We start from the raw sequence: 25,488 nt of genomic DNA on the forward strand, positions 1-25,488 counted from the left end.
TCTCGTCTCCCGTCTCCCGTCTCCCATCTCCCGTCTCCCCTCTTCCGTGCTCGTCCTTCGTGCGCGTGCGCGTGCGCGCTGACTCCGGCCGAATCGCGCACGCGCACGCGCACGGAAGAGGGAAGACGGAAGAGGGAAGACGGAAGAGGGAAGACGGAAGAGGGAAGACGGAAGACGGATGAGAGCGGGCGGAGGGCGGATGGAAGCGGCGAGCGACCGAGGGCGGTGCCCCAGTCCCCGCCGAAACCCGCGCTACGCTTTCGGCGTCCGGGGCGGCGTGAACTCCCAGACGAACTTCCCCTTGCCCTTGTTCTCATCCGCCGGCGTCAGGACGAGCCCCTCGATCGAGTCGACGACGCAGCTCGCCACCTCCTTCGAGGCGGTGGTGCCCTCCGGCTCGACGACGATGTCCACGAGGCGGCCGCTGTCCTCGAGCACGAGAAAGCTGACGGTGACCTTGCCCTCCGCGCCGGGATTCCGGGCGAGCTCCGCGTCGTAGCACGCGCGGATCTGCTCCTCTCTCGTCGCGAGCAGCGCGGCCGTGTCGTCCCGGTACATCTCCGGGCTCCGCAGCGCGAAGGAGCACCCCGTGGACGCGCCCGACGAGGCCAGAACGACAACACCCAAGAGCCAATGCTTCATGCGCGCCTCCTTGCCGGGAGCAGCGTTCGTGGATCGACCCCGGATCAGCATCTACTGCCCCTCCGCCGCGGGCTTCGCGGTGTCCTGCTCGACGATGTTGAACTCGACCCGGCGGTTCTTCTCACGCCCCTCCTCCGACTCGTTGTCCGCGATGGGCTTGGTCTCGCCGAAGCCCTTGGCGGTGAGCATGCCCTGAGGGATCCCGTGCTGGACGAGGTACTCCATCACCGCCTTCGCGCGGCGATCCGAGAGCTTCAGGTTGTGCTCGTCCGCGCCATCGGAGCTCGCGTGCCCCTCGATGGCGATCTTCTTGATGTGCGGGTGCTTCTTGATCGTGTCGACGACCTCGTTGAGCAGGCTGTGCGACTCCGTCCGGATCACCGCCTTGTCGTGCTCGAAGAGGATCTTCTCGTTGATGACGATCTGCTTCTCCGTCACCTCCACGCGCTTCTTCTCGGGCGGGGGCGGGGGCGGGGGCGGCGGGGGCGTGCCCGCGATGGCGAACGCCCGCCCCCCTTCGAACGCGGTGACGCCGCCGCAGGCCGCCGAGCCGAGGCCCACGCCCACGAGCAAGGCAAGGGCGAGCCGAGGCCCGAGGCCCGCGGGGCGCCGCGACACGCGATGGGCGCCGGGCCAGGAGCGAGGGCGCGGATGGCGCCTCGCGCTTTGGTTGTCGGAGAGTTCGTTCATGATCGAGACTCCAAGGGCCGCTGTCACGGGCCCAGGTCGCTGGGCGGCGCGCTCAGCGCGAGCACGACGAACACCCCGGATAGAGGTAAGGTCGGCTCGCGGGCGAGCTCCATGCCTCGCACCCTAGCCCAGATCAGGCGCCGCGAGCTAGCCCGGATTTTCACCAGAACGGCTCGCGCCGGCGCACCACGCAATCGGCGTGCCATATGCGTGACGGGCGATTCATCGTCGCTTTTTCGACCCACGCGCCGATGAGATCCGCGCGCTCCGGCGGTCCATGCTCCGAGCCCGTCCCCGGGCAGCGCCCGCACCGGGCGAGGCCCATTCCCGATGACCCTGGAGACGTACCCATGACCCGGATCGAACTACCGCGCGTCGTCTCGCGCGCCGAGTGGCTGGAGGAGCGCAAGGCGCTGCTTACCCGTGAGAAGGAGCTGACGCGAGCGCGCGACCAGCTCAACGCGGATCGCCGGCGCCTGCCGATGGTCGAGGTGACCGAGCCGTACGAGTTCTCGGGGCAGCACGGCAGGCTGCGCCTGCTCGACCTGTTCGAGGGCCGGCAGCAGCTCATCGTTTATCACTTCATGTGGCTGTTCGAGGACGGCAAACCCAAGGACCGCGGCTGCCCGAGCTGCTCGGGCTTCGCCGATCAGATCTCGAAGGGCCACCTGCGGCACTGGCACCATGTCGACACCACGTTCGCGTTCATCTCGCGCGCTCCGTGGGAGAAGATCGCGCCGTTCAAGGCGCGCATGGGCTGGCCGGTACCCTGGTACTCGTCGGAAGGCAGCCGCTTCAACTACGACTACCACGTCACGCTCGACGAGTCGGTCGCGCCGGTGGAGTACAACTACCGTACCCCCGCCGAGCACGAGCAGGCGGGCTCCGCTTATTATCTGGGCGGCAAGCAGCCCTTCGACCTGCACGGGCTGAGCTGCTTCCTGCGCGACGGCGAGCGCGTGTACCACACCTACTCGACCTACGGGCGCGGCACGGAGTCGACGGGCGGCTCGTATTACTTCCTCGACCTGACCGCGCTCGGGCGCCAGGAGGACTGGGAAGAGCCCAAGGGGCGGAGCGCCGGGCAGGGCGCCAAGGCCGGCGACGAGCGCATCCGCTACCCCGACGAGCAGGAGGATCTGTCCGACTCGAGCGGCGCGCGGCCCGCGCCCGCGGCCCCCGACGCCGACGACTGCTGCTCTCGGCTGCGCTGAGCCGCGCCGGATGACCCCTCACCGCGCTGCGAACCTCACGTCCAGGTCCGGGTACTTGCGGGCGAGGTACTCCAGCGCCAGCGACGTGTGACAGCGCCGAACGTCGGGTTGGCGCGCCGTGGGGCAGTTGCAGCCGAGGAAGACGTCGCCCTGCCGGGCCTCCTGCGCCAGCGCGTCGAAGCGCGACGCTTGCTCCGCAAACCGCTGATCGAGCACCGCGATGTAGGCGGCGCGGAACCGCTCGAAGCCCGCTTGCGACGGGTCGGACAGGAACGCTTCGACGATCTCCGGGGTGGGCCTCAGGACGTGCTGCGTGTGTTTGCGCGTATCGTACCGCTTGCCTTCTGGCAGCGGATCGCCGTCGCGACGGCGCCCGCGGACGATCTGGTAGCGTGCGATCATGCGCCCGATCCTACGCTCGCACGCGCTCGGCGGCCCGCTCGCGCTTCACGGAGCTCGCCCTCCGTTCTCGCGCGTCACGAGCGCCTTCAGCTCATCCAGGCCGCGGACGGTGTACGTCGCGCCCTCGCCCCGTGGCACGCCCGGCCGCAGGATCTGCACCGTCCTGATCCCGAGCCGGTTTCCGGCCTCGATCTCCGACTCCAGGTTGTCGCCGACCACGAGCACCTCCCTGGGGTCGAGGCGGCGAGCGCGCAAGATCTCCTCGAAGATCCCCTGCTTCCCCTTCCTGCCCGGCTCATCGATCGCGTCGACGTGGATCCCCGCGAAGAGCCGTTCGATGCCGAGCGCCCTGATCTTGCTCTCCTGGAGCCGTCGAAAGCCGGACGTCACCAGGAAGAGCAGGGCAGGCAGCTCGGCGAGCGCGCCGAGGTCGGGGTAGCCGCGCATCGGCGCCCTCACCTCCAGCCGGGCGCACGCCGCCCAGCCGGCCGCGAGCATCTCCGCGGAGAAGCCGTGCTCCCGGGCGACGTAATCGAGCGCGTGGCGCCAGCAGTCCGAGAATGCCCGCTCGAGCGCCTCCTCGGAGAGCTCGCCCCGGTTCGCCTGCCGGATGGCCGCGAACACCGGATCGAGGAGCTCTCTCCCCACCTCGTCCGCCGCGCTCAGGCAGTTGTCCAGATCGAAGAGGACGGCGTGGATCATCCCGCAGGTTCCCTCGCGCGCGAGCGTAGGCGAGCGCGGCCGCAGGCCGCAACGGCGAGCCCGGCCGCCCGGCCGGCGGAGCCGTGCTCCGCGGAGGCGCACGCCCTCATGGCGCGCGCGCCGCACCCTCATCGCGCGGCGCGCGCGCCACGCGGCCGCCCACGACCACCATGTCGATCGGCGTGTCGACGAGCGAGCGATCGGGCGAGAGATCCCGGCCGAGGACCGTCAGATCGGCCACGAAGCCCTCCGCGATCCGGCCCCGCTGGCCCTCGGCCCAGGCCGCGTACGCGGGCGCCGCGGTGAAGGCCAGGAGCGCCTCGTCGAGGTCGAGCCGCTCCTCGGGCATCCACCCGCCCGGGGGCTGTCCCGAGAGATCCTGCCGGGTCACGGCCGCGTAGATGCCGAGCAGCGGCGAGGGCTCCTCCACCGGGAAATCCGAGCCGAACACGACGCGCGCGCCCGACGCGAGCAGCGACCGGAAGGCGTACGCGCCCTTCAGGCGGCGGGCGCCGAGCCGCGCGGGCGCCCACGGCATGTCGCTCGTCGCGTGCGTCGGCTGCACCGACGCGATCGCGCCGAGCGCCGCGAAGCGCGGCAGATCGTCGGGCGAGACGATCTGCGCGTGCTCCACCCGGAACCGGAGCGCCGCCGCCCGCCCCGGGCCGAGCGCCTCGAACGCGTCGAGCACGGCGCGGTTCGCGCGGTCGCCGATGGCGTGCACCGCGAGCTGGAAGCCCGCGTCGGCGACGAGCCGCGCCGCGCGCGCGAGCGCCTCGCGATCCATCAGCAGGAGGCCGCTCGTCGAGGGCTCGTCCGCGTACGGCTCCAGGAGCGCCGCGCCGCGCGAGCCGAGCGCGCCGTCGGCGAAGAGCTTGACCCCGCGCAGCACGAACATCGCCGTGCCCGCCGCGTCCGCGTCGGGCGCGCGCCCCCTCAGCCCCTCGAGCCGCCCCGCGCCCGCGAGGTATGCATAGACGCGGATCGGCAGCCGCCCGGCGGCGGCGAGCGCGCGGTAGACCGCCACGGTCTCGTCGTCGATGCCCATCTCGTGCACGCCCGTGAGCCCGGACGAGAGCGCCTCCTCGGCGGCGCGCAGGATGCGCCGCTCGCGCACGGCGGGCGGATCGGCCGGGATCTTGGCCTCGACGAGGTCCATCGCGCTGTCGATGAAGACGCCCGTCGGCTCGCCCGCCGCGTCGCGCAGGATGCGCCCGCCCGGCGGATCCTGCGCGCCCCTGCCGACCCCGGCGGCGCGCATCGCCGCCGCGTTGGCCCAGAGCGCGTGCCCGTCGACGCGGCGCAACGCCACCGGGTGCTCCGGCGCCGCGGCGTCGAGCGGGGCGTGCGTGGGGAACGCCGCGCCCGGCCAGAGGTTCTGGTCCCAGCCGCGCCCGGTGATCCACTCGCCCCTCGGGCGGGCCTTCGCCGCCTCGGCGACGACCGCCGCCGCCGCCTCCGCGCTCCTCGCGCCGCGCACGCTCGGCGTCTCCAGCGCGACGCCGAGCCCGTAGAGGTGCGCGTGCCCGTCGACGAGCCCGGGCACGACCGCGCGCCCCGGCAGCTCCACGACGCGCGTCGCCGGTCCGACGAAGGCCCTCGCGTCGGCCGCGCTGCCCACGAAGACGATCCGCTCGCCGCGCACGGCGACCGCCTCGGCGAGCGGGCTCCTGGGGTCCAGGGTCCGGACGACGCCGGCGGTGATCACGAGATCGGCGGGCGCCCCTGGCGCCGCCGCCCTGGCGGGCGGGCCCGGGGCGGGCGGGCCCGGCGAGGCGCAGCCGAGGGCGAGGCTGCCGACGAGGCTCAGGAGCGCCGCTCGGAGCGCGTTCGACATGGGCGCCACCCTAGCACCCGCGCGGGGCGCGCAACGGGCACCGGGCATGCGCCCCCGGCGCACCCACGGACCAGGTGAGAGAGAGAATGCCCGGACGGCGCAGGACACATGCGGAAGCTGTGGCGCGGCGCAAGGTATCGTAGGCTCACTGCCACTCCTGCCCTCGGTGGCGCTGCTCGTGATGTCTACGAGCACCGCGGGACGACCGGGGGAGATCGCGCAGAGCGCCGGGGGCCGGAGCGCGCCTCAGCGACGGCAGCCGATGCGCTCGGTCGCGACGACGACGTCGTCGTACAGGATGGTGCGCGCGTCGGAGACCGTCAGCCCGCGCTCCTCCATCTCCGCCCGCCGGCGCGCGTCGGAGTCGCGCTCGTAGTACGCGTCGAGCATGAAGCTCTTGAAGCGCACGTCGCTGCTCGAGCGGAACTCGAAGCCCTCGAACGGGCCGGGCGGCGTGCACGCGCTGAAATCGCACCCCCCCGTGTGGAACTCGGCGCGGAGCCAGGTGCCCTCGGGGTGGCCAGGGCGATAGTCGCCGACCGCTACGTCGTCGATCCAGAACGCGAGCGCGCCGTCGCTCTCGCCGACCGTGTTCGCGCGCGCGTGCATCTCGACGCAGAACCAGCGGTCGCGCGGGAACGGCGCCTGACCCGGCGGCTGGAAGACGTTGCCGTAATAGTACGTGCTGCCTTGATCGCCCGCGCAGCCGGGCGCGGCGGTCCCGTCGTTGCAGCGGCCTGAGCGCATCTTGTGCCAGTAGACGTAGAAGTTGAAGACGTCGTCGGTGTTCGTGTCGAAGTCGAACCAGAACCCCTCGTCTCCGGGCGGCACCGTGTTCGCGAGGCCGCTCGCGTCCCACCCCTCGACGCCCGCCGCCATGCGCACCCAGTGGTGCGGGTTCGGGGCGAGCTCGGGGAATCGCACGTGGAACCGCCAGTAGATCGCTTCGGCGCGCTCGTGGGTGACCCACGTGGACGAGGAGACGTACGTGTCCTCCTCGAGATCGGCGGTCGTCACGGTCGAGCGGAGATAGCCCCGTCCACCATGAGCCGTGGCCGGGTCGGCCTCGATGTGCAGGGTGCGCGTGTCGGCGGTGGGCCCGTCCCAGCGCCCCCACCCTGCCTCGAAGTCGTCGTGGAAGAGCACGGCCGGGTCGCCCCCGATCCCCACGTCGTCCGGATAGCGCGCGCTCAGCGTGTCGCCGGGCGGCGGCGCCGATGCGTCCTCGCCGGTCTCGCCGCCGTCCTCGCTGCCGCCGTCCGCCGGCGGCGGGGATGCGTCCGCCGATGAGCCTGCATCGCTGGCGGCGTTCGGCGGGCCGTCGCAGCCGGCGAGGATCAGGGAGATCGTCAGCGCGAATCTCAGAGGGTGCCTCATCCCTCCATGCTATCCGCACCTCACGCGCAGGCGGTCGCTCGAAATGCGGCGCCAACGCGGAGCGCAGGGCCGGAGAGCGCCTCGGATCGGCCTCGATCCCGGCAAAAATTCGGCGGATTCAGCCGGGGTACCCCGTCAAGGCAGCCTGCACACGTAGGGCAGCTCGGCGTCGCAGGGCATGTCGTTCCACAGCCCGCTGGCCCAGCTCGCCAGCTCCACGCAGTTCTCTCCGTCGCCGGCGTTGTTCGGCTCGCCGCCGGCCCAGCGCTCGTCGTCGTACGGTGTGCCGTCGGTCCACGCGAAGTCTCCCTCGGACTCCGCGTCGGTGAGCCCGATCCAGTAGTCGCCCGGCTGGATCGCGTCGGCGATGGAGACCACGAGATCCTGCGTCTCCGCGTCGTGGATGGACACGAGGTGCCCGCCCTGCGCGACGCAGTCGAGCTCCGCGTCCTCCCATGTCGCGGGCGCGAAGCAGAGCGCCAGGGAGCCGCCCTCCGGGAGCGCCAGCACGCCGCAAGGCGGGCACGACGGGTCGTCGTCCACGCGCCCATCGCAGTTGTTGTCGATCAGGTCGCACAGCTCGGGGGCGCCCGGGTGCACCGAGGCATCGCCGTCGTCGCAGTCTTCCCCGCAGCCGGACGAGAGGTCGCCGTCCGCGTCGAGGCCCGAGGGGTCCGCGCAGGCGAGCGACGCCCGCACGTCGGCAGGACGGGCGTTCAGGAAGGCGATGGTGGCGTCGATCTGCGCGGCGACGACGTCGGAGCTCACCTCCCGGCGCGGATCCGCGAGCACGTCGTCCCAGATGAGGTCGCGCGCCGCCTCGGCGTCGCTCACGAGGTCGAGCGCCGACGCGCGCTCGAGGACGCGCTCGAACGCCGCGGCGAGCGCCTGCAGGCACGGCGGCGAGGCGGTGCACATCCGCTGGAGTCGGGCCTCGCCGCCGAAGGGATAAAGCGGGTCCGAGAAGGTCTGGTCGACGCCCCACGGCAAGAAGGTCCAGCGGCCGTCGTCCGGGCGTCGCGCGATGAAGTAGTTGTTGCGATACCAGGCATAACCGTCCCAGTGGCCGATGAAGGTCTCCGCGGCCGCGAACGCGAGGTAGCGCTCCATGTCGATGCGCCGCGACGCCTCGGCGAGGAACGTGTCCGGGCTCTCCATCTCGTCGAGCGCCTCCACGAGCTCCACGAGATCGGCGAACCCGACGTCGTCGCCGTTGTCCTGGTCGAAGGTCGCGACGCTCGAGCGCTCGAGATCGCTCCCGTAAGCCCCCTCGTACAGGCTGCTCTTGTGGCCGCCGAACCATCGATCGAGAAAGCGAGGGTTATCCGCCGTCTCGACGGTGGCATACAGGCCGTAGAGCGAGCCGTTCACCCAGACCGTCGCGTGGGCCGAGCGCGGCGCGGGCACGTCCACCGCGCGGAACAGCGCGTAGGCGAGGCGCTCGTGGATCATGCTCGGGTCCTGGACCATGTTGTTGAGCGCGAGCTTCTCCACCCCGAGCAGCGTCTGATCGTCGGTGAACTCGTCGAATTTCAGCAGGAATGCGGCCTTCTGGTCCAGGGTCCGGAACGAGCCGTGGACGCCCTTGAGCCGCACGCCGATGTCGGCGAGCTCGATCACCTCGCCGTCCAGGGTCACCGTGAGCTCCCCGGGGACGTAGTCCTCGGGCGCGGCGTCGAGCCGATCGATCGACACCTGCGACAGCTCGATCTCGAACCGCGGGATGCTCGTTCCGGCGAAGAGCGGCGCTGCCGGGTCGGGCGGCGGCGGCTCCTCCCCGCCGGCGCCGCCCGCGCCGCCGGTCCCACCGCCCGCGCCGCCGAGCCCGCCGGCGCCCGCGGCCCCTGCGTCGCCGCCGGAGCCGCCCGCGCCTGCGCCTGCGCTGACCGCGCTGCTGCCGTCCGGCCGGGGACCCACCGCGGCGTCGCCGCAGGCGACGAGCAGCGCAATCGACATCGCGAGCGGACCGGGCCAGCTCCAGGAGGGCGAAAATGACTTTCTCACGGTCATTCTCTTCTACATGCGTTGCTCGGTCCTTGCACGTCTCCTCGAGTCAGCGCGTCGAGCCGGGGTCCACGAGCCTCCAAACGCGGTGCGTCGCGCCCTACATCGGCCCTCTCCCGGCGAGGAGCACGAAACCGGCGGGGAGGGGAGCCAATCGACGGAGGGCCACGGCTTCTTCTTCCTCCATCGAGGTGTTCGAATGGACCTTGCCAGATCCTTTGTCCGCCCGGGGGCGCGGCTCGCCGCCGTCCTCCTGGCGTCGTTCGCGGCCGCGTGCTCCGGCGCCGATCCCGTCGCTCCAGGCCAATCGCCGCCCGACGGCACGCAGCAGCCGCCGACCGACACCGGGCCGCCGCCCGAGCCCGAGCCGCCGGCGGGCGCGGCGATCGACGTCCAGCGCTACGCGGTGACGGGAGAGTTCGACTGGAGCCGGGGGCGGCTGGTCGCGACGGTCGCGATGACGCTCCTGCCAGGCGACGACGGCCTGCGCTCTCTGCGCCTCGACAGCGCGGTGGCCGAGGTCAAGGCGGTCCGGCTGGCCGGCGGCGCCGACCTGCCCTACGCGGTCGACGCCGAGCCCGGGGCGCTCCGCATCGACGTCTCGCGCGTGCCCGGCATCGCGGCGGACCAGGCGATCACGCTCGAGATCGACTACGAGGCCGCCGAGAGCGAGGCGCTCCGCGCGATCCCCGCCCGCTGGGGGGACCCCGCCGCGTCGCGCGTGGTCTACACCATCTCGGAGCCGCTCAACGCCGCGCTCTGGCTGCCGTGCCACAACACGCCCGAGGACCGCGCCGTCTTTTCCATCGACCTCGCGATGGACGCGCACGAGACGATGATCGCGAACGGCGCGCTCGTCTCCGACGAGCAGGGCGCGTCCGGCCGTCGCATGAAGTACGCGACGGACTACACGGTGCCGACCTACCTCATGGCCTTCGCCATCGGCGATTTCGAGGTGGAGGGCACGATGAAGGGGAGCCTCCCCGTCTCGGTCTGGCACCGGCGCGGCGTCCCGGGCGACTACGGCCGCCTGCTCGACGAGGTGGTCCGCTCGATCGGCCTCTTCGAGGAGCTGCTCGTGCCCTATCCCTTCGAGAAGTACGCGGTGGTGCTCGTGCCGGAGTTCGGCGGGGGCATCGAGAACCTCGGCATCAGCTTCCAGGGGGAGATCGGGAGCACCGCTCCGACGATCTACGAAGACCTGAAGCTCACGATCCACGAGATCGGCCACCAGTGGTTCGGCGACCTCGTGACGGTCAAGAGCTGGGACGACCTGTGGATCAAGGAGGGCATGGCGACGCTGCTCGCCAGCGAGGGCGCGCGCGTCTACCTGGATGAGAGCGGCGAGGGAACGCTGAACGGCGACTCCTTCTCGGCCGGGTCGCACAACCCCATCGTGGATCCGGACCGCGCTCCCGCCGATAAGTACACGTCCGGGCCCTACGGCCGCGCTGCGTGGCTGCTCACCCAGATCCGGAGCCTCGTCGGGGAGGAGGCTTTCTGGGGCACGCTGCGCGACGTCCTCGACGACCACCGCTTCGGCGCCATCGGTACGGACGAGTTCCTCGACGCCTTCGCGGGGCCCCTCGGCCCCGACGCGGCCGCCCGCGCGCGGCGGGCGGTCCGGGCCAGCGCGCTCCCGCACCTCGATCTCGGGCGGTCGCCCTCCGGCGGCGTGCTCGTGACGTTGCGCGATCCGGATGGGGCGCTGGTTGCGCCGATCGATCTCCTCTGGATCGCGGACGACGGCACGACGCGCTCGCAGGTGCTCGAAGTCGACCAGGGCGTGGACGTCGCCCCGCAGCGGGAGGGCGAGCTGCTGATCCTCGACCCGCTCGACCGCCACGTCTCCTGGCACCACCTGGTCGATTTCAGCCTGCAACCGGACGACCTCCCGGCGCGCCTCTCCTCGTTTCGCGTTCCCACGAGCCCCTCGCAGGTCGCGCGCCTCCTCGAGGCCGGGGGCGTCCACCAGACGGCCGTCCTCGGCGCCGGCTTGCCGGAGCCCGTGACCCCGGACGCGTTCGCGGCCTTCCTCGACGGCCTCGACGCTGAGGACGCCAAGGCCATGGCGGTCTGGGTGGCGTGCATTCGGGCCGCGGATCCGGCGCTGGATCCAGCGCTGCGGGCGGCGTGGTCGAGCGCGCTCGCGCCGCTGCTCGCGGGGCCTCCCTACGCGCGGTGGACCGAGTTCACGCCATGGCTGGAGTACGGGGCGTGCGGTGAGGTCGTCGATGTGCTGGCGCTCTACGCGGACGAGTGGTCGGCGCTCGCGGCGGGGCCCCCGGCCGGCGATCTCTCCGACGCGCACCTGCGGTTCCTGTACAACTTCGACCTGCCGCTCGAAACGGTGCTGTCGTCCTGGGGGAACGTCGCCAGGCAGTCCAGCTCGCTGCGCGCGCGCTCGCTCGCCACGACCCGGATCCGCACCGAGGCCGATCGCGCTCCGCCGGAGGATTTCCCCGCCTTCCGCGCATTCTTCTCCGAGATCGTCGCGTCCACGGAGGTGCCCGATCTCCTCTCCGAGGCGCTCACAGGGCTGAGCCGCACGATGGCGCCCACCGCGGCGGAGAACGCGGAGGCCCTGGCCGCCCTGAGCCAGCAGCTGCGCACGGCGTCGACGACGCCGTTCGATGGATGGGTGGTGTGCGTCGCCTTCGCGCTGACGCAGGGCGACGCCGCCGCGTGGAGCGAGTTCGTCAGCGGCCTCGACGGCGTGGAGCTCTCCCCCGAAGCCGTCGAGATGCTCGAGGACCTCGCCCGCTGCTGAGGGCGACTCCGCGCCTCGGCAACTCCGATCTATCCGCCGTCCTTCTTCTTCAGCTCGCCCTTGAACCGCCACTCCACCGCCGCCTTGACGGCCAGCGTGATCACCGAAACGCCGGCGAGGAGGCTGGCGACGGCGAACGCGGGCATGACGCGGACCATGTTGGCGTAATAGACGCGCTCGACGTGGAGCGGCAGCGTCACCTGATCCGACGAGCCCGCGGAGACCACGTACACGGCGCCGAACTCGCCCATCGCCCGGGCGGTGCAGAGGATGACGCCATACAGGAGGCCCCACCGGATGTTGGGCAGCGTGACGCGCCAGAAGATCTGCCACCCGTTCGCGCCGAGGACGCGGGCCACCTGCTCCTCCTCGCTCCCCTGGGCCTGCATCAGCGGGATGAGCTCGCGCGCGACGAACGGGAAGGTGATGAACACCGTGGCGAGCACGATGCCGGGCAAGGCGAAGATGACCCGGGTGGAGACGTCGAGGCTCGCGAACCCGAGGCTCACCGTGTAGGTCCGGTTCACGAACGCCCCGAAGAACCCGTTGGCCCCGAAGAGCAGGACGAAGCACAGCCCAGCGACCACCGGCGAGATCGAGAACGGCAGATCGATCAGGGTGACGAGCAGGCTCCTGCCCCGGAACTCGAACTTGGTGATGGCCCACGCCGCCGCGACGCCGAACAGCGTGTTGAGCGGCACCGCGACGGCTGTGGTGAGGAGCGTGAGCGCCGCCGCGCGGAACGTCGCGCGGTCGAAGACCGCCTGTCCATAGGCGCTCAGGCCCTCGCTGAAGGCGTGCCAGAACACCACCCCGAGCGGCAGGACCAGGAACACGCCGACGAGCAGCGCGCACAGGCCGATCAGCAGCCGGCGCGCTCCGCGGCCACCGGCGGTGTCCTCGCGGCCTGTCTGGGGGCGGGGGGCGAGCATCGCGCGACTCGAGTCCACCGGCCGCGGGCGTCAGCCCGCCGCCCTGCCCGCGTGGCCGCGCGAGGCGGCGCGCTGGAGCAGGTTGATCGCGAGGAGGAGCGCGAACGACGCCGCGAGCAGGAGGACCGCGACCGCCGTCGCGTCGGCGTAGGTGCCCGTCTCGTTCACCTCGATCATCTTGATGATCACCTGGGACGCGATCTCGGTGTCCGGCCGGTTGCCCGAGATGAAGATCACCGACCCGTACTCGCCGAGGCCGCGCGCGAGCGCCAGCGCGAACCCGGTGAGGAGCGCCGGCGCGAGCTCCGGCAGGACGACGGCGCGGAAGATCTGGAATCGGCTGGCGCCGAGCGTCGCCGCCGCCTCCTCGACATCGCGGCTCAGGTCCTCGATCACCGGCTGCACCGTGCGCACGACGAACGGCAGGCCGACGAAGGCCATCGCGATCACCACGCCGAGCGGCGCCAGGGAGATCCGGTCGTACACCGTCCACGCGATCGGCGATTCGCGCCACCCGGCCGCGAACCCGCGCCAGACGGGCCACGGGTACCGGAAACCCACGCTGGAGAGCGCCCCGCCGAGCAAACCGCCCTCGGCGTACAGCGTGGAGAGCGCGATCCCGGCCACGGCCGTGGGGAGCGCGAACGGCAGGTCGATCACCGCGTCGATGACGCGCGCGAACGGGAAGGTGTACCGGCCGAGCACCCACGCGATGAGCAGGCCCACGACGACGTTGAGGAGCGCCGCGGCGATCGAGGCGCCCAGCGTGAACCGGACGGCCGCGGCGACCCAGCCGCTCGTGATCACCGCGAAGAAGCGACCCCACCCGAGCTCCGCCGTCTTCAGGAACAGGGCGGAGAGCGGCAGGAGGACGACGAGGCTCAGGTAGAGCACCGCGACGCCCAGGGAGAGCGAGAACCCGGGGAGCACGCGCGCGCCGCGCGACATCACTTCTTCCGCATCTTGTCGAGCTCGGCCCCCTGGCCGAAATGGACGCTCATCACCGTCGGCCAGTCGGCGAAATGGTCCTTGAACCGGAACAGCGCGAGGGGCTTCAGCCGGTCCGCGTGCTTCTTCGCGATCGCCTCGCTGTACGGGCGGTTGTAGCGCTTCGCGATGAGCTCCTGGCCCTCGTCGGAGAAGTGGAACTCCACGTACGCCTCGGCGATGTCCTTGACGCCGTGCCGCTCGGCGACCTTGTCGACGACCGCGAGGGGGACCTCGATCGTGATCGAGTCCGAGGGGACGACGACCTCGAACTGGTCGGCCGTCGCCGGATCGGCGGCGATCTGGAGGATCTCGTTCTCCCAGCCGAAGAGGACGTCGCCCGTGCGCTGCACGATGAAGCGGGTCGACGAGCCGCGCATGGCCGGGTCGAGGATGGCGTCGTCGTAGACCTTGGCCGTGAACTCGCGCGCCGCGGCCTCCGCCTCCGCGTCGTTCCGGCCCTCGGCCTTCGCCTTGCGCGCGGCGTGCGCCCAGGTCGACAGGTAGATCCACCGCGCCCCGCCGCCGGTCTTCGGATCCGGGCACAGCGACACCACCTCGGGCCGCGCGAGGTCCTCCCAGGCCTTCACCTGCTTGGGGTTGCCCTTGCGGACCAGGAAGATGACGGCCGACGTGTACGGCACCGAGCCGTTCGGCAGCCGATCGCGCCAGGAGGCGGGCAAAAGGCCCGCCTTGGCGATCGTGTCGACGTCGAAGTCGACCGACAGGGCGGCCACGTCCGTCTCCTTGCCGGCGGCGATGTCGCGCGCCTGCTTGCCCGACGGGCCGTGATCGGTCTCCACGTCGACGTCCCTGCCGGTCTTCTGCTTGTACCACCGCTCGAACGCGGGATTGAGCTCCTGGTAGAGCTCGCGGGTGGGGTCGTAGGACGCGACCGAGAGCTTCGCGACCCGGCCCTCCGCGCTCCCCTCGGCCGCGGTCGTCGTCTTCTTCTCCTCGCACCCGACGGCGGAGAGGAGCAGGGCGCCCAGCGCGAGCGCGAAACGGAGCGAGGTTGTCTTCATCGTCTCATCCTGGGTGGAAAGGGCGGCAACTCTACCGCCGGACAGGGCCCTTGTCGCGAGGAGCGCCCCGCGCTCTCCGGCGGAGCGGGGCGGCGGCCGCCGGGCGCTCACGCTCAGGGCGGCGCGAGCCTGACCGCGACCGGCGACAGCTGCTCCTCGACGACGTCGAGGCCCACGCCGAGCTGCCCGTCGGCGTTCTCGCCCCAGCAGAGCACCTCGCCGGTCGTCCGCAGCGCGCACGTGTGGTGATAGCCGGCCGCGAGCTGCGCCACGCCGTCGATGGGCACGTCGACCGGCTGCGACGACAGCCCTGGCTTCCCGTGGCCGAGGGCGCCGACGCCCCACATCTTGAGGCCCCGCGCGGCGCCGGACACCGCGCCGCTCCGCTCGCGGCCGACGTCGATGGTCGCGGCCTGAGGCACGGCGACGAGCGTGGGCTCTGGCACGGGCCCGTAGCGGTCGGCGCCCACCGCGCCGTTGTAGTCGTTGCCGAAGCAGTAGACCTCCACGCCCTTGCGCGCGCAGGTGTGCCGGTCGCCCGCGGCCACCTCGTCGACCCCCGCGGTGAGCGGCGCCGCGACCTCCACCGCAGAGGTGGCGTTCTCGCGGGCCCCGGCGAAGCCGAGCTGTCCGTCGAAGTTCCGGCCCCAGCAGAGGAGGCCTCGGTCGGAGGCCTTGATGGCGCAGGTGTGATCCTGGCCGGCGGAGACCTGCCGGATGTCGCTCTGGATGAAGTCCGGGGTGCCGGTCTGCGGCGACTCCCCGTTGCCGAGCTGGCCCTCGTCGTCGGCGCCCCAGCAGTAGAGCTCGTCGCCCGTCTTCACCGCGCACGAGTGCGCCGCGCCGAGCGAGAGCTGCACGACGTTGATCAGGCTCGGCACCCGCGCCGGCTCGCTCGCCGCGTAGAACGAGCCGTTGCCGAGCTGTCCCAGCGTGCCGCGCCCCCAGCAGGTGACCGTCGTGTCCTCCAGGATCGCGCACGAGTGGGCAGGGAACTGGTCGTCGTCGCGCGCGAACCCGCCGCCCGCCGCCACATGGATGGCCTTGCCGGGGAGGGCGACCTGCGCCGGCACGGGGACGACCGGCTCGCTGTCCGGCTTCCCCGACTCGGAGAACGCGTTCCTGCCCCAGCACCACACGCTGCCGTCCCGCCGGAGCACGCACGTGTGGGCGAACCCGGCCGAGATCTCGACCGGGTCGTTGCAGAAGGCGCCCTCGTCGCCCTTGACGCACTCCGTCGCGCAGCGGTTGCCGCAGGCGCCGCAGTGCTCGTGGGCGCTCGCGCTCGTCTCGCAGCCCGGGGCCGCGGTGTCGCAGTCCAGGAAGCCGGCGTCGCAGACGACGCCGCAGACGCCCGCCTCGCACGTCGGCGTCTGGTTCTCCGCGGCGGGGCAGTCGGTCGGCGAGGCGCACGCGTCGCCCGTGCCGCCCGTGCCGCCTCCGGCGCCCGCGCCGCCCGCGCCGCCGTGGCCGGCGTCGCCGCCTTGACCGCCTGTGCCCGTCGCGAAGTTCCGCTCGGAGGGCGAGCAGCCGGCGCAGAGCGCGAGCGTGAAGAGCGCCAGCGAGTTCGTCAGCAAGCGAGGCATGTACGTCATCGAAGCTCCTGAAGCGGCAGGTGTCCCGGAGCAGCAGGTTGCTCCTGGAACAGCTTTTTACGCTGCCGCTGCCCGCGCGCAAAGCGCGTCTCTTCGGCAAGATCCGGACGCCCGCCGGCGTTGGATCGCGCCGCGCCGGAGCGTCGGCGCGCTGGTTTGGGGGAGACGCCTCTGGCGGCGCCGCGTAAGGTCGCTGCGCCATCCGGCAGGAGGGAGATCGCATGCACCGGAGTCGCCTTTGTGCTCTCGTGATTGACTGCAAGGTGGATGACGTCGACGCCGCGGCGGACTTCTGGGGCCGCGCCCTCGGCAAGCCCGTCAAGAAGGCCGCTCCGGACGCGGGCGGCTACCGCGAGCTCGAGACCCGGGACGATGAGCTCATCGTCCTCGTGCAGCAGGTCGAGCACCCGAGCCGGACGCACCTCGACATCGAGACGGACGACCTCGACGCCGAGGTGCGGCGGCTCGAGGCGCTCGGGGCGCGGCGCGTGGAGTTCATCAAGCGCTGGTGGGTGATGGAGGCGCCGACGGGCCAGCGGTTCTGCGTCGTCCGCCCGCAGCGCGGCCCGCTCGAGGCGCACGGCAACGCCAACGTCTGGAGCGACGATCCCGGCAAACCGGGCGCGCGGTGAGCCGGGGCGCGCGGCGCGCCGGGACGCGCGGCGAGCACCGCGCGCAGATCGAGGCTCGGGCGGCGTCCGCCGGAGGAGATCGGGACCTGCTCCGACGGCCGACATGAAGTAACCTTCCCCCCGCGCCGGTCGACGCGGCGCGCTGTGCATGCGCCACGCCGAGATCCCCCGCGACCTGACATGCAGCGCATGAGCACCGACGGCCGGGATCCCGGCGCCGCGGCCCTGTTCGACTGGAATCGCGCGGAGCCCGCGCCGGCGGAGCGCCGGCTCCCGCCGGGCGGCGTGCCCGCCGAGGCCTGGGCCGCTGCCCGCGCCGAGGACGAGGCGTGGCTGCCCTTCGAGCGCGCGGCCCGGCCGGTCGAGGTGCTCGACGAGACGCTGCGCGACGGCATCCAGGGCGTCTCCACGGTGAACCCGCCGAGCGCGCAGAAGATCGAGCTGCTCCAGGCGATGGCGAGCGTCGGCGTCGACGCGGTGAACCTCGGCATCCCCGCGGCCGGGCCGCGCCAGTTCGAGGACGCCTGCCTGCTCGCCCGCGAGATCGTCTCGTCCCGGCTGCCGCTCGCCCTGACCGCCGCCGCGCGCACGACCGCCGCGGACGTCGAGGAGGTCGCCCGCGTGGCCGAGCGCGCCGGGGCGCCGATGGTGGTCTACGCGTTCATCGGCAGCTCGCCGATCCGGCATTTCGTCGAGGGGTGGGGCCCCGATTTCCTGGCCCGCAGCGTCGAGGCCGCCGGGCGGGCCGCCGCCGCGGCCGGCCTGCCCTTCTGCCTCGTCGCCGAGGACGCGACCCGCGCGCCCCCCGGCATGCTCCACACGCTCTTCCGCGCCGCGGTGGACGCCGGCGCCGCGCGCCTCTGCCTGTGCGACACGACCGGCCACGTCACCCCGCCCGGGGTGGCGGCGCTCGTCGCGTTCGCCCGGCGCGAGCTCGCCGCCCTGGGCGCGCCCGGGATCGAGCTCGACTGGCACGGCCACAACGACCGCGGGCTCGGCCTCTCCGCCGCGCTCTGGGCGGCGGCGTGCGGGGTCGAGCGGGTCCACGCCACGGCGCTCGGCGTCGGGGAGCGGGTGGGCAACAGCTGCCTCGAGCTGCTCCTCGACAACCTCGGTCGCCTCGGCGCGCGCGCCCCGGTGCCGCGCGAGCGCCTCGCCGCGTACTGCGCGGTCGCCTCGCGCGCCCTCGCCTGGCCCATCCCGCCGGACCACCCCATCGCGGGGGCGCTCGCCCGCCGCGGGTGACGCGCTCCCCGGCGCGGGTGACGGCGCTCCTGGGCCGGGGGTGACGCGCCCCTCGGCGGGGCGCGACGGCGTTCACCCGCCGGGCGTGGCCTTGCCGCCGCCGACGCGCGCCAGGGCGGCGTGGACGATCGGCGCCGCGGGCGTGAGCGCGTCCGCGAGCTCGCCGACGCGGGCCGCGGCGCGCTCGGCGCGGGTCCACGCCGACGAGAAGCCGAGCGTGCCCGGCGGGTGGGCCGCGGCGAGGGCGATCGCCTGCCGCAGATCGTCGCCCACCGCCGCGATGGCGTGGAGATCTGCCACGCTCGCCCCCCGCGCGCGCGCCGCGGCGTAGAGCGCGCGCACGATGCCGAGCAGGTCGCGGGCGGCCTCCAGCGGGAACGGGTCGTGGCGGATCGAGAGCACGCCGGCCGCAGATCACGGATGCCGGGGCGGGGCGTCAAGCCGGGCGCCGCTCGTACGCCGCGGCTTAAAGATTGCAGCTTCGCGGTGGCTCGACGGTTGCACTGACCGGTTGCTGGAGGAGGGTCATGAAGAACCGCACGCATGAGCTCGCAAAGACGGACGTACCCGGCGGCGACGAGGAGGTCCCGCTGCCGCCCAACCCGGGTGACCCGGGGCCGGAGCAACCCGAGCCGCCCTCGCCCGACCCCACCCAGGACCCCCGCATCCCGCCGCAGGGCGACTTCCCGCGCGGGGTCTGAGCCGCGTGGCGGCCGCTGAACGCGGCGACCCCGCCGGGCCGTCACGCGCCGGCCTGCTTCTTCTTCCCTCTCCGGGCCGCCCGCGGCCTCGCCGGAGGCTTCGGCCGCGGCCCGTACGCGCGGAGGAACATCTCCAGGTTCTCGTCGACGATGGCGTCGATCTGCGACGGCGCGAGCGGGAGCGTGCCGTAGACCGAGACGTCCTGCGCCTCCGCCGAGAGGAGCGCGATGAACTGGCGCGCGGCGCGCTCCGGCTTCGCCACGTCGAGCCGGCCGCGCTCGGTCTCGCGCGCGAGGTAGCCGACGAGGCGGATCATGAACCGCAGCGGTCCACCTTGCGCCCACGCGAGGCGGAGCTGCGGATAGCGCGCGACCTCGGACACCACGAGCCGCCGGAACGCGGAGAGATCCTCGCGGAACACCCACGCCAGCAGGCGCCGCCCGAGCTGGCCGAGCGCGACCGCCGGCTCGGCGTCGGTGGCGAAGAGCTCGTCGAACGCCCGCTCCTGCTCGGCCGACGCCGCGCCCTGCACGCGCTCGATCACCGCGAAGAACAGGCGCTCCTTGTCGCCGAAGTGGTTGTAGATCGTCTGCTTCGACACGCCCGCCTCGGCGGCGATGGTGTCGACGCTCGCGCGCGAGACGCCCTCGCGCAGGAACACGCGCTTCGCCGCCTCCACGATGGCGGCGTGCTTCACGGGCGAGCCCGCGGCGGGGGGAGCCGAGGCGCCCTCGCGCGCAGGCCTGGGGTCGAGCCGCTTCCGGGTTGACATTTGGACTCACCAGTCCAATCTGTTGGACTGCCGAGTCCAACCGTAGACCATCGCCGCCGCGCGCTCACCCGAAAAGCGCGCGCGCCGGCCCGGGCTCGCGCTGCGCACCGCCACCCTGCGAGCGAGGTGAAGGCATGGATCACGATCCTACCGAGAGCGAGCCGCCGGTCCCCGTCCTGATCGTCGGCGGAGGCGTCGTCGGCCTCTCTGCCGCGTTGTTCCTGCGCCGTCACGGCGTCGACGTGACGCTCGTCGAGCGCCACGCGGGCACGTCCATCCACCCGCGCGCGCGCGGCGTGAACGCCCGCACGATGGAGCTCTATCGCGAGCTCGGCCTCGAGCCGGCCATCCGCGAGGCGGGCGCCAAAACACCGATCCACCTGGGCTTCCTCTTCGGCGAGACGCTCGCGCAGGCGATCGACGCGCCGGTCGGCAAGCTCTTGCGCCGGCTCTTCCGCGCGCTGCTCGGGCGCGAGATCGGGCTCGGATCGGCGAGCCCCACGCGCGCCTGCCGGATCACGCAGGATCTGCTCGAGCCGGTGCTCGCGGCCGCCGCCCGCGAGCGCGGCGCGCGCCTGTCGTTCTCGACCGAGCTCGTCTCGTTCGAGCAGGACGACGCTCGCGTGCGCGCCGTGCTGCGCGATCGGGCGACCGGGGCCACGCGGCGCGTCTGCGCGAGCTACCTCGTGGCGGCGGACGGCGCGAGGAGCCCGGTGCGGCAGGCGCTCGGCGTCTCCACGAGCGGCCGCGGATCGCTGGGCCATCTGCTCAACGTCCTCTTCGAGGCCGATCTCGCCGACTTCGTCCGAGATCGGGAGTTCAGCCTCGCGATCGTCCACCACCCCGAGGTGCGCGGCCTCTTCGCCGCCATCGACAACCGCGCGCGCTGGGTGTTCCACCTCGTGTACGACCCGGCGCGCGAGTCGCCGAAGGACTACCCGCCCGAGCGCTGCGCCTCGCTCGTGCAGAAGGCGCTCGGCGTGGGCGAGGTGCCGATCCGGATCGAGAGCGTTTTGCCGTGGGAGTCGGCGTCCCGCGTCGCCGATCGTTACCGGGTCGGGCGCGTCTTCCTCGCGGGCGACGCCGCGCACCTCATGCCTCCGTGGGGCGGCATGGGCGCGAACACCGGGGTCGCCGACGCTCACGATCTCGCGTGGAAGCTCGCGTTCGTGCTCCGCGGCGAGGCGCGCCCCGCCCTGCTCGACACGTACGAAGCGGAGCGCCGGCCCGTCGCCGTCGTGGCGGCGGAGGACTCGGCGAACAACGCCGACGAGCAGGGCCTCATGGCGCGCGCCGCGTTCTCGAAGACGCTGGGCCTCGATCGCCGCTCGATCTGGGGGCGCCTGACCGGCCGGACGCCGCCGAGCCCGGGGCGCTGGCACAAGCTCCTCGGCGTCGGGTATCGATATGGATCCGCGGCGATCACGGCGGATGGGCGCGCGGCGCGCTTCCGGCTCGACGGCCGCCCGGGCACGCGAATGCCGCACGCGTGGATCGCGCGCGACGGAGAGCGGGAGTCGACGCTGGACCTGATCGACGGGCGCTTCACGCTGGTCGCCGGGCGCGAGGCCGCGGCGTGGGGCGAAGCGGCGCGCGCGATCGGGGCGACCGTCGGCGTGCTGCGCGCGGGGATCGATTTCGAGGACGAGCGCGACCGCTGGCAGCGGCTCGCGGGGATCGGGCGGCGCGGGGCGCTGCTGGTGCGACCCGATGGCGTGGTGGCGTGGCGGGCGCGGGGCGAAGAGCAGGACGCAGCGTCGGTGTTGAGAGGCGCGCTCGCGCGGGCGCTCGGGGGGTAGCGCCCTCGCGCGGCGGGCATCTCGGCTCGCCGAGGAGCGCCTCCAGCGCGGCCAGGCGCCCGCTCGACGCCGGTGCGCCGTTTGGAATTGACATCGTTATTGTTAACGTTAACATAACACGCCGGGCCGCTGCTTCGGCTTCGCCCAGGACGCGGGTCTGCCGGGAAAATTCTCTTATGAAAAGCATGCTTCGATGTTCGCCCGGGCTCGTCCCCTCGTGCGTCGCGTTCTCGCTGATCGGGGCCCTTGCCTGCAATGAAGCGGACGTCTCGGCCGGAGCGACCGGAGCCGCGGGCACCGGCGGGGCTGGCGCGACGAGCGGCGCCTCTGTCGGCGCTGGCTCCGGGTCCACCTCGGCGGCGGGCACAGGGTCGGGCGGCGCGCCTTCCGAGGCCGCGTCCTCGGCGTCCGCGGGCGGCGGGGGAGGCGGGGGAGGCGGAGAGGCCTCCGGGACTGGCGGCGCGGGCGGCGCGGGCGGCGCGAGCAGCAGCGCGGGGCCGGCCGAGCCCGTGTTTCACGTCTTCCTCCTCCTCGGGCAATCGAACATGGCCGGGTACCCGAAGGCCTCGAACGCGGACAAGATGGAGAATCCCCGCATCAAGGTCCTCGGCTTCGACGACTGCGCCGCGACCGGGCGCGTCGAAGGCGAGTGGGACATCGCTGCCCCGCCGCTCCACGAGTGCTGGAACGGAGCGATCGGGCCCGGCGACTACTTCGCCAAGACCATCCTCGACCGCTACCCCGCTCAGGACAGCATTGGCCTCGTCCCGTCCGCCCTCAGCGGGGAGAAGGTGGAGACGTTCATGAAGGCGGGGGGGAGCAAGTACAACTGGATCCTGTCGCGCGCGAAGGCGGCGCAGGAGGCCGGGGGCGTGATCGAGGGCATTCTGTTCCATCAAGGCGAGTCGAACTGCGGCGACCCCGCGTGGCCCGGCAAGGTGAAGACGCTCGTCTCGGACCTGCGCGCGGACCTCGGCCTCGGCGACGTGCCGTTCCTCGCGGGGGAGCTCCTCTACTCGGGGTCGTGCGCGAGGCACAACTCGCTCGTCGGCCAGCTCCCAGGGCTGGTCGCCAACGCCCACGTCGTCTCGGCGGAAGGGCTCGCCATCGATCCTGCCGACACGTGGAATCTCCACTTCGGCCACGACGCGCTGGTCACCCTGGGCACCCGCTACGCCGAGAAGATGATCGGCGTCCTGGGTCTCTGAGCGCGGATTTCACATCGTCCCTCTCGGCGCTCGCGCGTGCGGCGCCGCGCGGGCTTGGCGCGCCGATGACACACCGATGACCAGGGGTGATATGAGCTTGGCAGCCTCCCTGTTGCGGATCGATCCCCGAGACGATGTGGCCGTCGCCGTGCGCGGCCTGGCCGCCGGCGATCCGGTGGCCGAGGCGATCACCGCCCGCGCCGACATCCCGGCCGGGCACAAGGTGGCGCTGCGCGCGGTGGCCGCCGGCGAGCCGGTGCGGAAGTACGGCTGGCCGATCGGGCGGGCGACCGCGGATATCCAGCCGGGCGACCACGTGCACACGCACAACCTGGCCACCGCGCTCTCCGGCCTCGACACCTACACCTACGAGCCCACGAGCCCGGAGCCCCTCTCCGCGACCGAAGACCGCACCTTCCTGGGTTACCGGCGGAAGAACGGGCGGGTGGGCACCCGAAACGAGATCTGGATCCTGTCGACGGTGGGCTGCGTCGCGCGCACCGCGCAGAAGGTGGCCGCCGCGGCGGACAAGCGCTTCAAGGGCCGCGTGGACGGGGTCTACGCCTTGACCCATCCTTACGGCTGCTCGCAGCTCGGGGGCGACCTCGACGCGACCCGCCGGATGACCGCGGCCCTGGCTGGCCACCCCAACGCGGGCGGCGCGCTGATCATCGGCCTGGGCTGCGAGAACAACCAGCTCGGCGTGCTCCTCGAGAGCGCCCCGCAGCTCGATCGCGAGCGCCTGCGGTCCTTCGACGCCCAGGCGGCCGAGGATGAGCTCGAAGCGGGCCTCGAGGCCGTCGAAGCGCTGGTCAGGGTCGCCGAGCGGGACCGCCGCGAGCCCTGCCCCGTCTCCGACCTGGTGATCGGCCTCAAATGCGGCGGCTCGGACGGCTTCTCGGGGCTGACCGCCAACCCGCTCGTGGGCCGCATCGCCGACAAGGTGTGCGCCGCCGGCGGCTCGGCCATCCTCACCGAGATCCCCGAGATCTTCGGCGCCGAGCGCCTGCTCATGGCCCGCGCCGAGAGCGAGGGGGTCTATGCCGACGTCGTCGGCGTGGTGAACGACTTCAAGCGCTACTTCATTGCTCACGGCGAGCCGGTGTCGGAGAACCCCTCGCCCGGCAACGTCGCCGGCGGCATCACCACGCTGGAGGAGAAGTCTCTCGGCGCGGTGCAGAAGGCCGGCCGCGCGCGGGTGTCCGAGGTGGTCCGCTACGGCGGCCAGATCCGCGGGGCGCCGGGCGTGGCGCTGCTGGAGGCCCCCGGCAATGACGCTGTCTCGTCCACGGCGCTCGCCGCCGCGGGCGCGACGGTGATCCTCTTCACCACCGGCCGGGGCACGCCGCTCGGGTTTCCCGTGCCGACCCTCAAGCTCGCCACGAACTCCAGCCTCGCCCAGCGCAAGCAGCGCTGGATCGACTTCGACGCCGGCCGCGTCGCCTCGGGAGAATCGATGGACGCGGCCGCCGGCGCGCTGATGGACCTGGTGCTGGCCACCGCCTCGGGCCGGAGTACCCGCGCCGAGGAGAACGAAGAGCGCGAGATCGCGCTCTGGAAGCGGGGCGTCACCCTCTGAGGCTAGGCCGCCTCGCGGCGCTCGACGTCGAGCCGGAGCGGCTCGATCTTGCCGACGATGACGAGGTAGCTGAACGCGCCGAGCAGGCAGAAGCCGCCCGCCACGACGAGCGGGATCGTGAACGAGCCCTGGGTCAGCGAGACCATCACGCCGGTGAACGTCGTGATGACGATGCCGGCCAGGTTCGACGCGAAGTTCTGGATGCCGCCGATGGTCGCCACGTGGCGCGGCGTGGGCGCGACGTCGCCAGGGAGCGACCAGATGCTGGCGCCGGCGAACGCGAGGCTCGCGTACGAGACGCCGAAGAGGACGAGCATCAGCGTGATGTCGGACGTCAGCGCCGACAGCGTGATCGCCGACGACATCAGCATGCCGCCGACCATGCAGGTCTTGCGCGCGGCGGTGAGGCTGAAGCCGCGGCGATAGAGCGCGTCGGAGACGAAGCCGCCGATCCAGCCGCCCGGAATCGCCATCAGCGCGGGGATCATGCCGAGCGTGCCGAGCGCCTTGAGCGAGAAGCCGCGCGTCTGCACGAGGTAGCTCGGGAACCACGTGATGAAGAAGTAGTTGGTGAAGTTGAGGCAGAAGAAGCCGAGCATCATGCCCCAGAGCGTGCGGTGGCGGAAGAGCGACGCCCACGTCACGCCGCCTGGCGCGTCCTTGGCGGGCGCCGCGTGGACGACGTCGGTCTCGCCCGTCATGTCGCCGTGCGCGGGGCCGCGGTAGATGACGACCCAGCCGAGGATCCACACCGCGCCGAGCAAGCCCGTGATGATGAAGGCCGCCTTCCATCCGAGCGTGTCGACGATGAGGGCGACGAGGGGAATCGACAGCGCCGAGCCGACGCGCGCGCCGCTGTCGAAGATGCCCGTCGCGAGGGCGCGCTCGCGCGGCTTGAACCACTGGCTCACGAGCTTCGCGCAGGCCGGGTAGGCGCCGGCCTCGCCGACGCCGAGCAGCAATCGGCAGCCGAACATCCCCGCGACGCTCGACGCGCCCGCCGTCGCCGCGGTGAAGAGCGACCACCAGCCGACGGCGAACGGCAGCGCCATGCGCGCCCCCACACGGTCGATGAACCAGCCGAACGGCATCTGCATGAGCGCGTAGGTCCAGAAGAAGCCGCTCATGATGAGCCCCATCTGGGCAGGGCCGACGCCGAGCGCCTTCTCGATCTCGGGCGCCGCGACCGCCAGGTTGGCGCGATCGATGTAGTTGAGGGCGACGGCGAGAAAGCACAGCAAAAGCACGACCCAACGCATCTTTCTCATCTGAATGTCTCCTTGGCCGGCGTGTCTGTTCGTGCGATCGGCAGCTCTCGTGCGATTGCGGCCGGGCGGAGCTGACTTGCGTTACGTCGGGCGCGCGCGGCGCTAC

Annotated in this window: 22 protein-coding genes and 1 pseudogene; 8 read left to right on the forward strand and 15 right to left on the reverse strand. The window is 72.5% G+C overall.

The genetic code is table 11. The features are described 5' to 3' along the window. Nucleotides 1-110 precede the first annotated feature (110 nt). The 3 genes and pseudogenes from WMF33_RS46710 to WMF33_RS46720 all read right to left on the reverse strand — a co-directional run. Nucleotides 111-191 (reverse strand): annotated as a pseudogene (locus WMF33_RS46710) (hypothetical protein); the annotation flags it as partial. 61 nt (nucleotides 192-252) lie between these two features. Beyond that, nucleotides 253-642, reverse strand: coding sequence for an AgmX/PglI C-terminal domain-containing protein (locus WMF33_RS46715; protein ID WP_044989723.1), 390 nt, complete (start codon nucleotides 640-642; stop codon nucleotides 253-255). Between the two features lie 51 nt (nucleotides 643-693). Beyond that, nucleotides 694-1,332: an OmpA family protein gene (locus WMF33_RS46720; protein ID WP_437334613.1), complete on the reverse strand. Its 639-nt coding sequence runs from the start codon at nucleotides 1,330-1,332 to the stop codon at nucleotides 694-696. 350 nt (nucleotides 1,333-1,682) lie between these two features. Between WMF33_RS46720 and WMF33_RS46725 the strand changes: the two genes are divergently transcribed. Continuing rightward, the gene (locus WMF33_RS46725; RefSeq protein WP_437334614.1) at nucleotides 1,683-2,546 is read left to right on the forward strand and encodes a DUF899 domain-containing protein; all 864 of its coding nucleotides are present in this window, start codon (nucleotides 1,683-1,685) and stop codon (nucleotides 2,544-2,546) included. An 18-nt stretch (nucleotides 2,547-2,564) separates the two neighbouring features. Here the strand turns inward: WMF33_RS46725 and WMF33_RS46730 are convergent, their stop codons facing one another. The 5 genes from WMF33_RS46730 to WMF33_RS46750 all read right to left on the reverse strand — a co-directional run bounded on the left by WMF33_RS46730 (nucleotide 2,565) and on the right by WMF33_RS46750 (nucleotide 8,868). Beyond that, complete coding sequence (locus WMF33_RS46730; protein ID WP_437334615.1) at nucleotides 2,565-2,948, reverse strand: hypothetical protein; 384 nt, start codon at nucleotides 2,946-2,948, stop codon at nucleotides 2,565-2,567. A gap of 45 nt (nucleotides 2,949-2,993) precedes the next feature. Further along, nucleotides 2,994-3,650: an HAD family hydrolase gene (locus WMF33_RS46735; protein ID WP_437334616.1), complete on the reverse strand. Its 657-nt coding sequence runs from the start codon at nucleotides 3,648-3,650 to the stop codon at nucleotides 2,994-2,996. Between the two features lie 106 nt (nucleotides 3,651-3,756). Then, nucleotides 3,757-5,487, reverse strand: coding sequence for an amidohydrolase (locus WMF33_RS46740; RefSeq protein ID WP_437334617.1), 1,731 nt, complete (start codon nucleotides 5,485-5,487; stop codon nucleotides 3,757-3,759). Nucleotides 5,488-5,733: 246 nt separating this feature from the next. Beyond that, nucleotides 5,734-6,864 carry a hypothetical protein gene (locus tag WMF33_RS46745; protein WP_437334618.1) on the reverse strand — a complete coding sequence of 377 codons (1,131 nt, stop codon included), beginning with the start codon at nucleotides 6,862-6,864 and terminating at the stop codon, nucleotides 5,734-5,736. A 135-nt stretch (nucleotides 6,865-6,999) separates the two neighbouring features. Further along, nucleotides 7,000-8,868 (reverse strand): CotH kinase family protein, encoded by a 1,869-nt coding sequence (locus tag WMF33_RS46750; RefSeq protein ID WP_437334619.1) that lies wholly within the window; start codon nucleotides 8,866-8,868, stop codon nucleotides 7,000-7,002. Between the two features lie 199 nt (nucleotides 8,869-9,067). On the opposite strand from WMF33_RS46750, the gene WMF33_RS46755 reads away from it, so the two are divergent. Then, on the forward strand, nucleotides 9,068-11,638 hold the full coding sequence (locus tag WMF33_RS46755) for a M1 family metallopeptidase (protein WP_437334620.1): 2,571 nt from the start codon (nucleotides 9,068-9,070) through the stop codon (nucleotides 11,636-11,638). A 29-nt stretch (nucleotides 11,639-11,667) separates the two neighbouring features. On the opposite strand, the gene cysW is transcribed toward WMF33_RS46755, so the two are convergent. From cysW to WMF33_RS46775, 4 genes are all read right to left on the reverse strand, one after another. Then, nucleotides 11,668-12,570: a sulfate ABC transporter permease subunit CysW gene (cysW, locus tag WMF33_RS46760; protein ID WP_437334621.1), complete on the reverse strand. Its 903-nt coding sequence runs from the start codon at nucleotides 12,568-12,570 to the stop codon at nucleotides 11,668-11,670. Between the two features lie 30 nt (nucleotides 12,571-12,600). Next, nucleotides 12,601-13,518 (reverse strand): ABC transporter permease subunit, encoded by a 918-nt coding sequence (locus WMF33_RS46765; RefSeq protein ID WP_437334622.1) that lies wholly within the window; start codon nucleotides 13,516-13,518, stop codon nucleotides 12,601-12,603. Then, entirely contained in the window at nucleotides 13,518-14,582 is a 1,065-nt protein-coding gene (locus WMF33_RS46770) for a sulfate ABC transporter substrate-binding protein (protein WP_437334623.1), read from the reverse strand. Before WMF33_RS46770 ends, WMF33_RS46765 begins: the two co-directional genes overlap by 1 nt. A gap of 113 nt (nucleotides 14,583-14,695) precedes the next feature. Further along, nucleotides 14,696-16,177: a hypothetical protein gene (locus WMF33_RS46775; RefSeq protein WP_437334624.1), complete on the reverse strand. Its 1,482-nt coding sequence runs from the start codon at nucleotides 16,175-16,177 to the stop codon at nucleotides 14,696-14,698. Between the two features lie 221 nt (nucleotides 16,178-16,398). Here WMF33_RS46775 and WMF33_RS46780 point away from each other — a divergent pair, with 221 nt between their 5' ends. Next, nucleotides 16,399-16,809 (forward strand): VOC family protein, encoded by a 411-nt coding sequence (locus WMF33_RS46780; RefSeq protein ID WP_437334625.1) that lies wholly within the window; start codon nucleotides 16,399-16,401, stop codon nucleotides 16,807-16,809. A 189-nt stretch (nucleotides 16,810-16,998) separates the two neighbouring features. Beyond that, the gene (locus WMF33_RS46785; RefSeq protein WP_437334626.1) at nucleotides 16,999-18,054 is read left to right on the forward strand and encodes a 2-isopropylmalate synthase; all 1,056 of its coding nucleotides are present in this window, start codon (nucleotides 16,999-17,001) and stop codon (nucleotides 18,052-18,054) included. A gap of 72 nt (nucleotides 18,055-18,126) precedes the next feature. On the opposite strand, the gene WMF33_RS46790 is transcribed toward WMF33_RS46785, so the two are convergent. Then, nucleotides 18,127-18,456, reverse strand: a complete 330-nt coding sequence (locus WMF33_RS46790) for a hypothetical protein (protein ID WP_437334627.1) — start codon at nucleotides 18,454-18,456, stop codon at nucleotides 18,127-18,129. A gap of 125 nt (nucleotides 18,457-18,581) precedes the next feature. On the opposite strand from WMF33_RS46790, the gene WMF33_RS46795 reads away from it, so the two are divergent. Then, nucleotides 18,582-18,755 carry a hypothetical protein gene (locus tag WMF33_RS46795; protein ID WP_437334628.1) on the forward strand — a complete coding sequence of 58 codons (174 nt, stop codon included), beginning with the start codon at nucleotides 18,582-18,584 and terminating at the stop codon, nucleotides 18,753-18,755. Nucleotides 18,756-18,796: 41 nt separating this feature from the next. On the opposite strand, the gene WMF33_RS46800 is transcribed toward WMF33_RS46795, so the two are convergent. Continuing rightward, a complete protein-coding gene (locus WMF33_RS46800; protein WP_437334629.1) occupies nucleotides 18,797-19,528 on the reverse strand; it encodes a TetR/AcrR family transcriptional regulator in 732 nt (243 codons plus the stop codon). Nucleotides 19,529-19,662: 134 nt separating this feature from the next. On the opposite strand from WMF33_RS46800, the gene WMF33_RS46805 reads away from it, so the two are divergent. The 3 genes from WMF33_RS46805 to WMF33_RS46815 all read left to right on the forward strand — a co-directional run bounded on the left by WMF33_RS46805 (nucleotide 19,663) and on the right by WMF33_RS46815 (nucleotide 24,114). Beyond that, entirely contained in the window at nucleotides 19,663-21,327 is a 1,665-nt protein-coding gene (locus WMF33_RS46805; protein WP_437334630.1) for an FAD-dependent oxidoreductase, read from the forward strand. 176 nt (nucleotides 21,328-21,503) lie between these two features. Beyond that, nucleotides 21,504-22,535: a sialate O-acetylesterase gene (locus WMF33_RS46810; RefSeq protein WP_437334631.1), complete on the forward strand. Its 1,032-nt coding sequence runs from the start codon at nucleotides 21,504-21,506 to the stop codon at nucleotides 22,533-22,535. A 76-nt stretch (nucleotides 22,536-22,611) separates the two neighbouring features. Then, the gene (locus WMF33_RS46815; protein ID WP_437334632.1) at nucleotides 22,612-24,114 is read left to right on the forward strand and encodes a UxaA family hydrolase; all 1,503 of its coding nucleotides are present in this window, start codon (nucleotides 22,612-22,614) and stop codon (nucleotides 24,112-24,114) included. 2 nt (nucleotides 24,115-24,116) lie between these two features. On the opposite strand, the gene WMF33_RS46820 is transcribed toward WMF33_RS46815, so the two are convergent. Further along, nucleotides 24,117-25,382: an MFS transporter gene (locus WMF33_RS46820; protein WP_437334633.1), complete on the reverse strand. Its 1,266-nt coding sequence runs from the start codon at nucleotides 25,380-25,382 to the stop codon at nucleotides 24,117-24,119. Nucleotides 25,383-25,488: the final 106 nt, after the last annotated feature.

This window comes from Sorangium sp. So ce394 (assembly GCF_051474665.1).
Lineage (GTDB): Bacteria > Myxococcota_A > Polyangia > Polyangiales > Polyangiaceae > Sorangium > Sorangium cellulosum_D.

Coding starts and splice junctions, on each gene's coding strand:
- WMF33_RS46745 (WP_437334618.1), bottom strand. CDS start 6,864: ATGAGGCACCCTCTGAGATTCGCGCTGACGATCTCCCTGATCCTCGCC.
- WMF33_RS46725 (WP_437334614.1), top strand. CDS start 1,683: ATGACCCGGATCGAACTACCGCGCGTCGTCTCGCGCGCCGAGTGGCTG.
- WMF33_RS46715 (WP_044989723.1), bottom strand. CDS start 642: ATGAAGCATTGGCTCTTGGGTGTTGTCGTTCTGGCCTCGTCGGGCGCG.
- WMF33_RS46740 (WP_437334617.1), bottom strand. CDS start 5,487: ATGTCGAACGCGCTCCGAGCGGCGCTCCTGAGCCTCGTCGGCAGCCTC.
- WMF33_RS46810 (WP_437334631.1), top strand. CDS start 21,504: ATGAAAAGCATGCTTCGATGTTCGCCCGGGCTCGTCCCCTCGTGCGTC.
- WMF33_RS46815 (WP_437334632.1), top strand. CDS start 22,612: ATGACCAGGGGTGATATGAGCTTGGCAGCCTCCCTGTTGCGGATCGAT.
- WMF33_RS46730 (WP_437334615.1), bottom strand. CDS start 2,948: ATGATCGCACGCTACCAGATCGTCCGCGGGCGCCGTCGCGACGGCGAT.
- WMF33_RS46820 (WP_437334633.1), bottom strand. CDS start 25,382: ATGAGAAAGATGCGTTGGGTCGTGCTTTTGCTGTGCTTTCTCGCCGTC.
- WMF33_RS46785 (WP_437334626.1), top strand. CDS start 16,999: ATGAGCACCGACGGCCGGGATCCCGGCGCCGCGGCCCTGTTCGACTGG.
- WMF33_RS46765 (WP_437334622.1), bottom strand. CDS start 13,518: ATGTCGCGCGGCGCGCGCGTGCTCCCCGGGTTCTCGCTCTCCCTGGGC.
- WMF33_RS46795 (WP_437334628.1), top strand. CDS start 18,582: ATGAAGAACCGCACGCATGAGCTCGCAAAGACGGACGTACCCGGCGGC.
- WMF33_RS46805 (WP_437334630.1), top strand. CDS start 19,663: ATGGATCACGATCCTACCGAGAGCGAGCCGCCGGTCCCCGTCCTGATC.
- cysW (WP_437334621.1), bottom strand. CDS start 12,570: ATGCTCGCCCCCCGCCCCCAGACAGGCCGCGAGGACACCGCCGGTGGC.
- WMF33_RS46755 (WP_437334620.1), top strand. CDS start 9,068: ATGGACCTTGCCAGATCCTTTGTCCGCCCGGGGGCGCGGCTCGCCGCC.
- WMF33_RS46770 (WP_437334623.1), bottom strand. CDS start 14,582: ATGAAGACAACCTCGCTCCGTTTCGCGCTCGCGCTGGGCGCCCTGCTC.
- WMF33_RS46735 (WP_437334616.1), bottom strand. CDS start 3,650: ATGATCCACGCCGTCCTCTTCGATCTGGACAACTGCCTGAGCGCGGCG.
- WMF33_RS46800 (WP_437334629.1), bottom strand. CDS start 19,528: ATGTCAACCCGGAAGCGGCTCGACCCCAGGCCTGCGCGCGAGGGCGCC.
- WMF33_RS46720 (WP_437334613.1), bottom strand. CDS start 1,332: ATGAACGAACTCTCCGACAACCAAAGCGCGAGGCGCCATCCGCGCCCT.
- WMF33_RS46775 (WP_437334624.1), bottom strand. CDS start 16,177: ATGACGTACATGCCTCGCTTGCTGACGAACTCGCTGGCGCTCTTCACG.
- WMF33_RS46780 (WP_437334625.1), top strand. CDS start 16,399: ATGCACCGGAGTCGCCTTTGTGCTCTCGTGATTGACTGCAAGGTGGAT.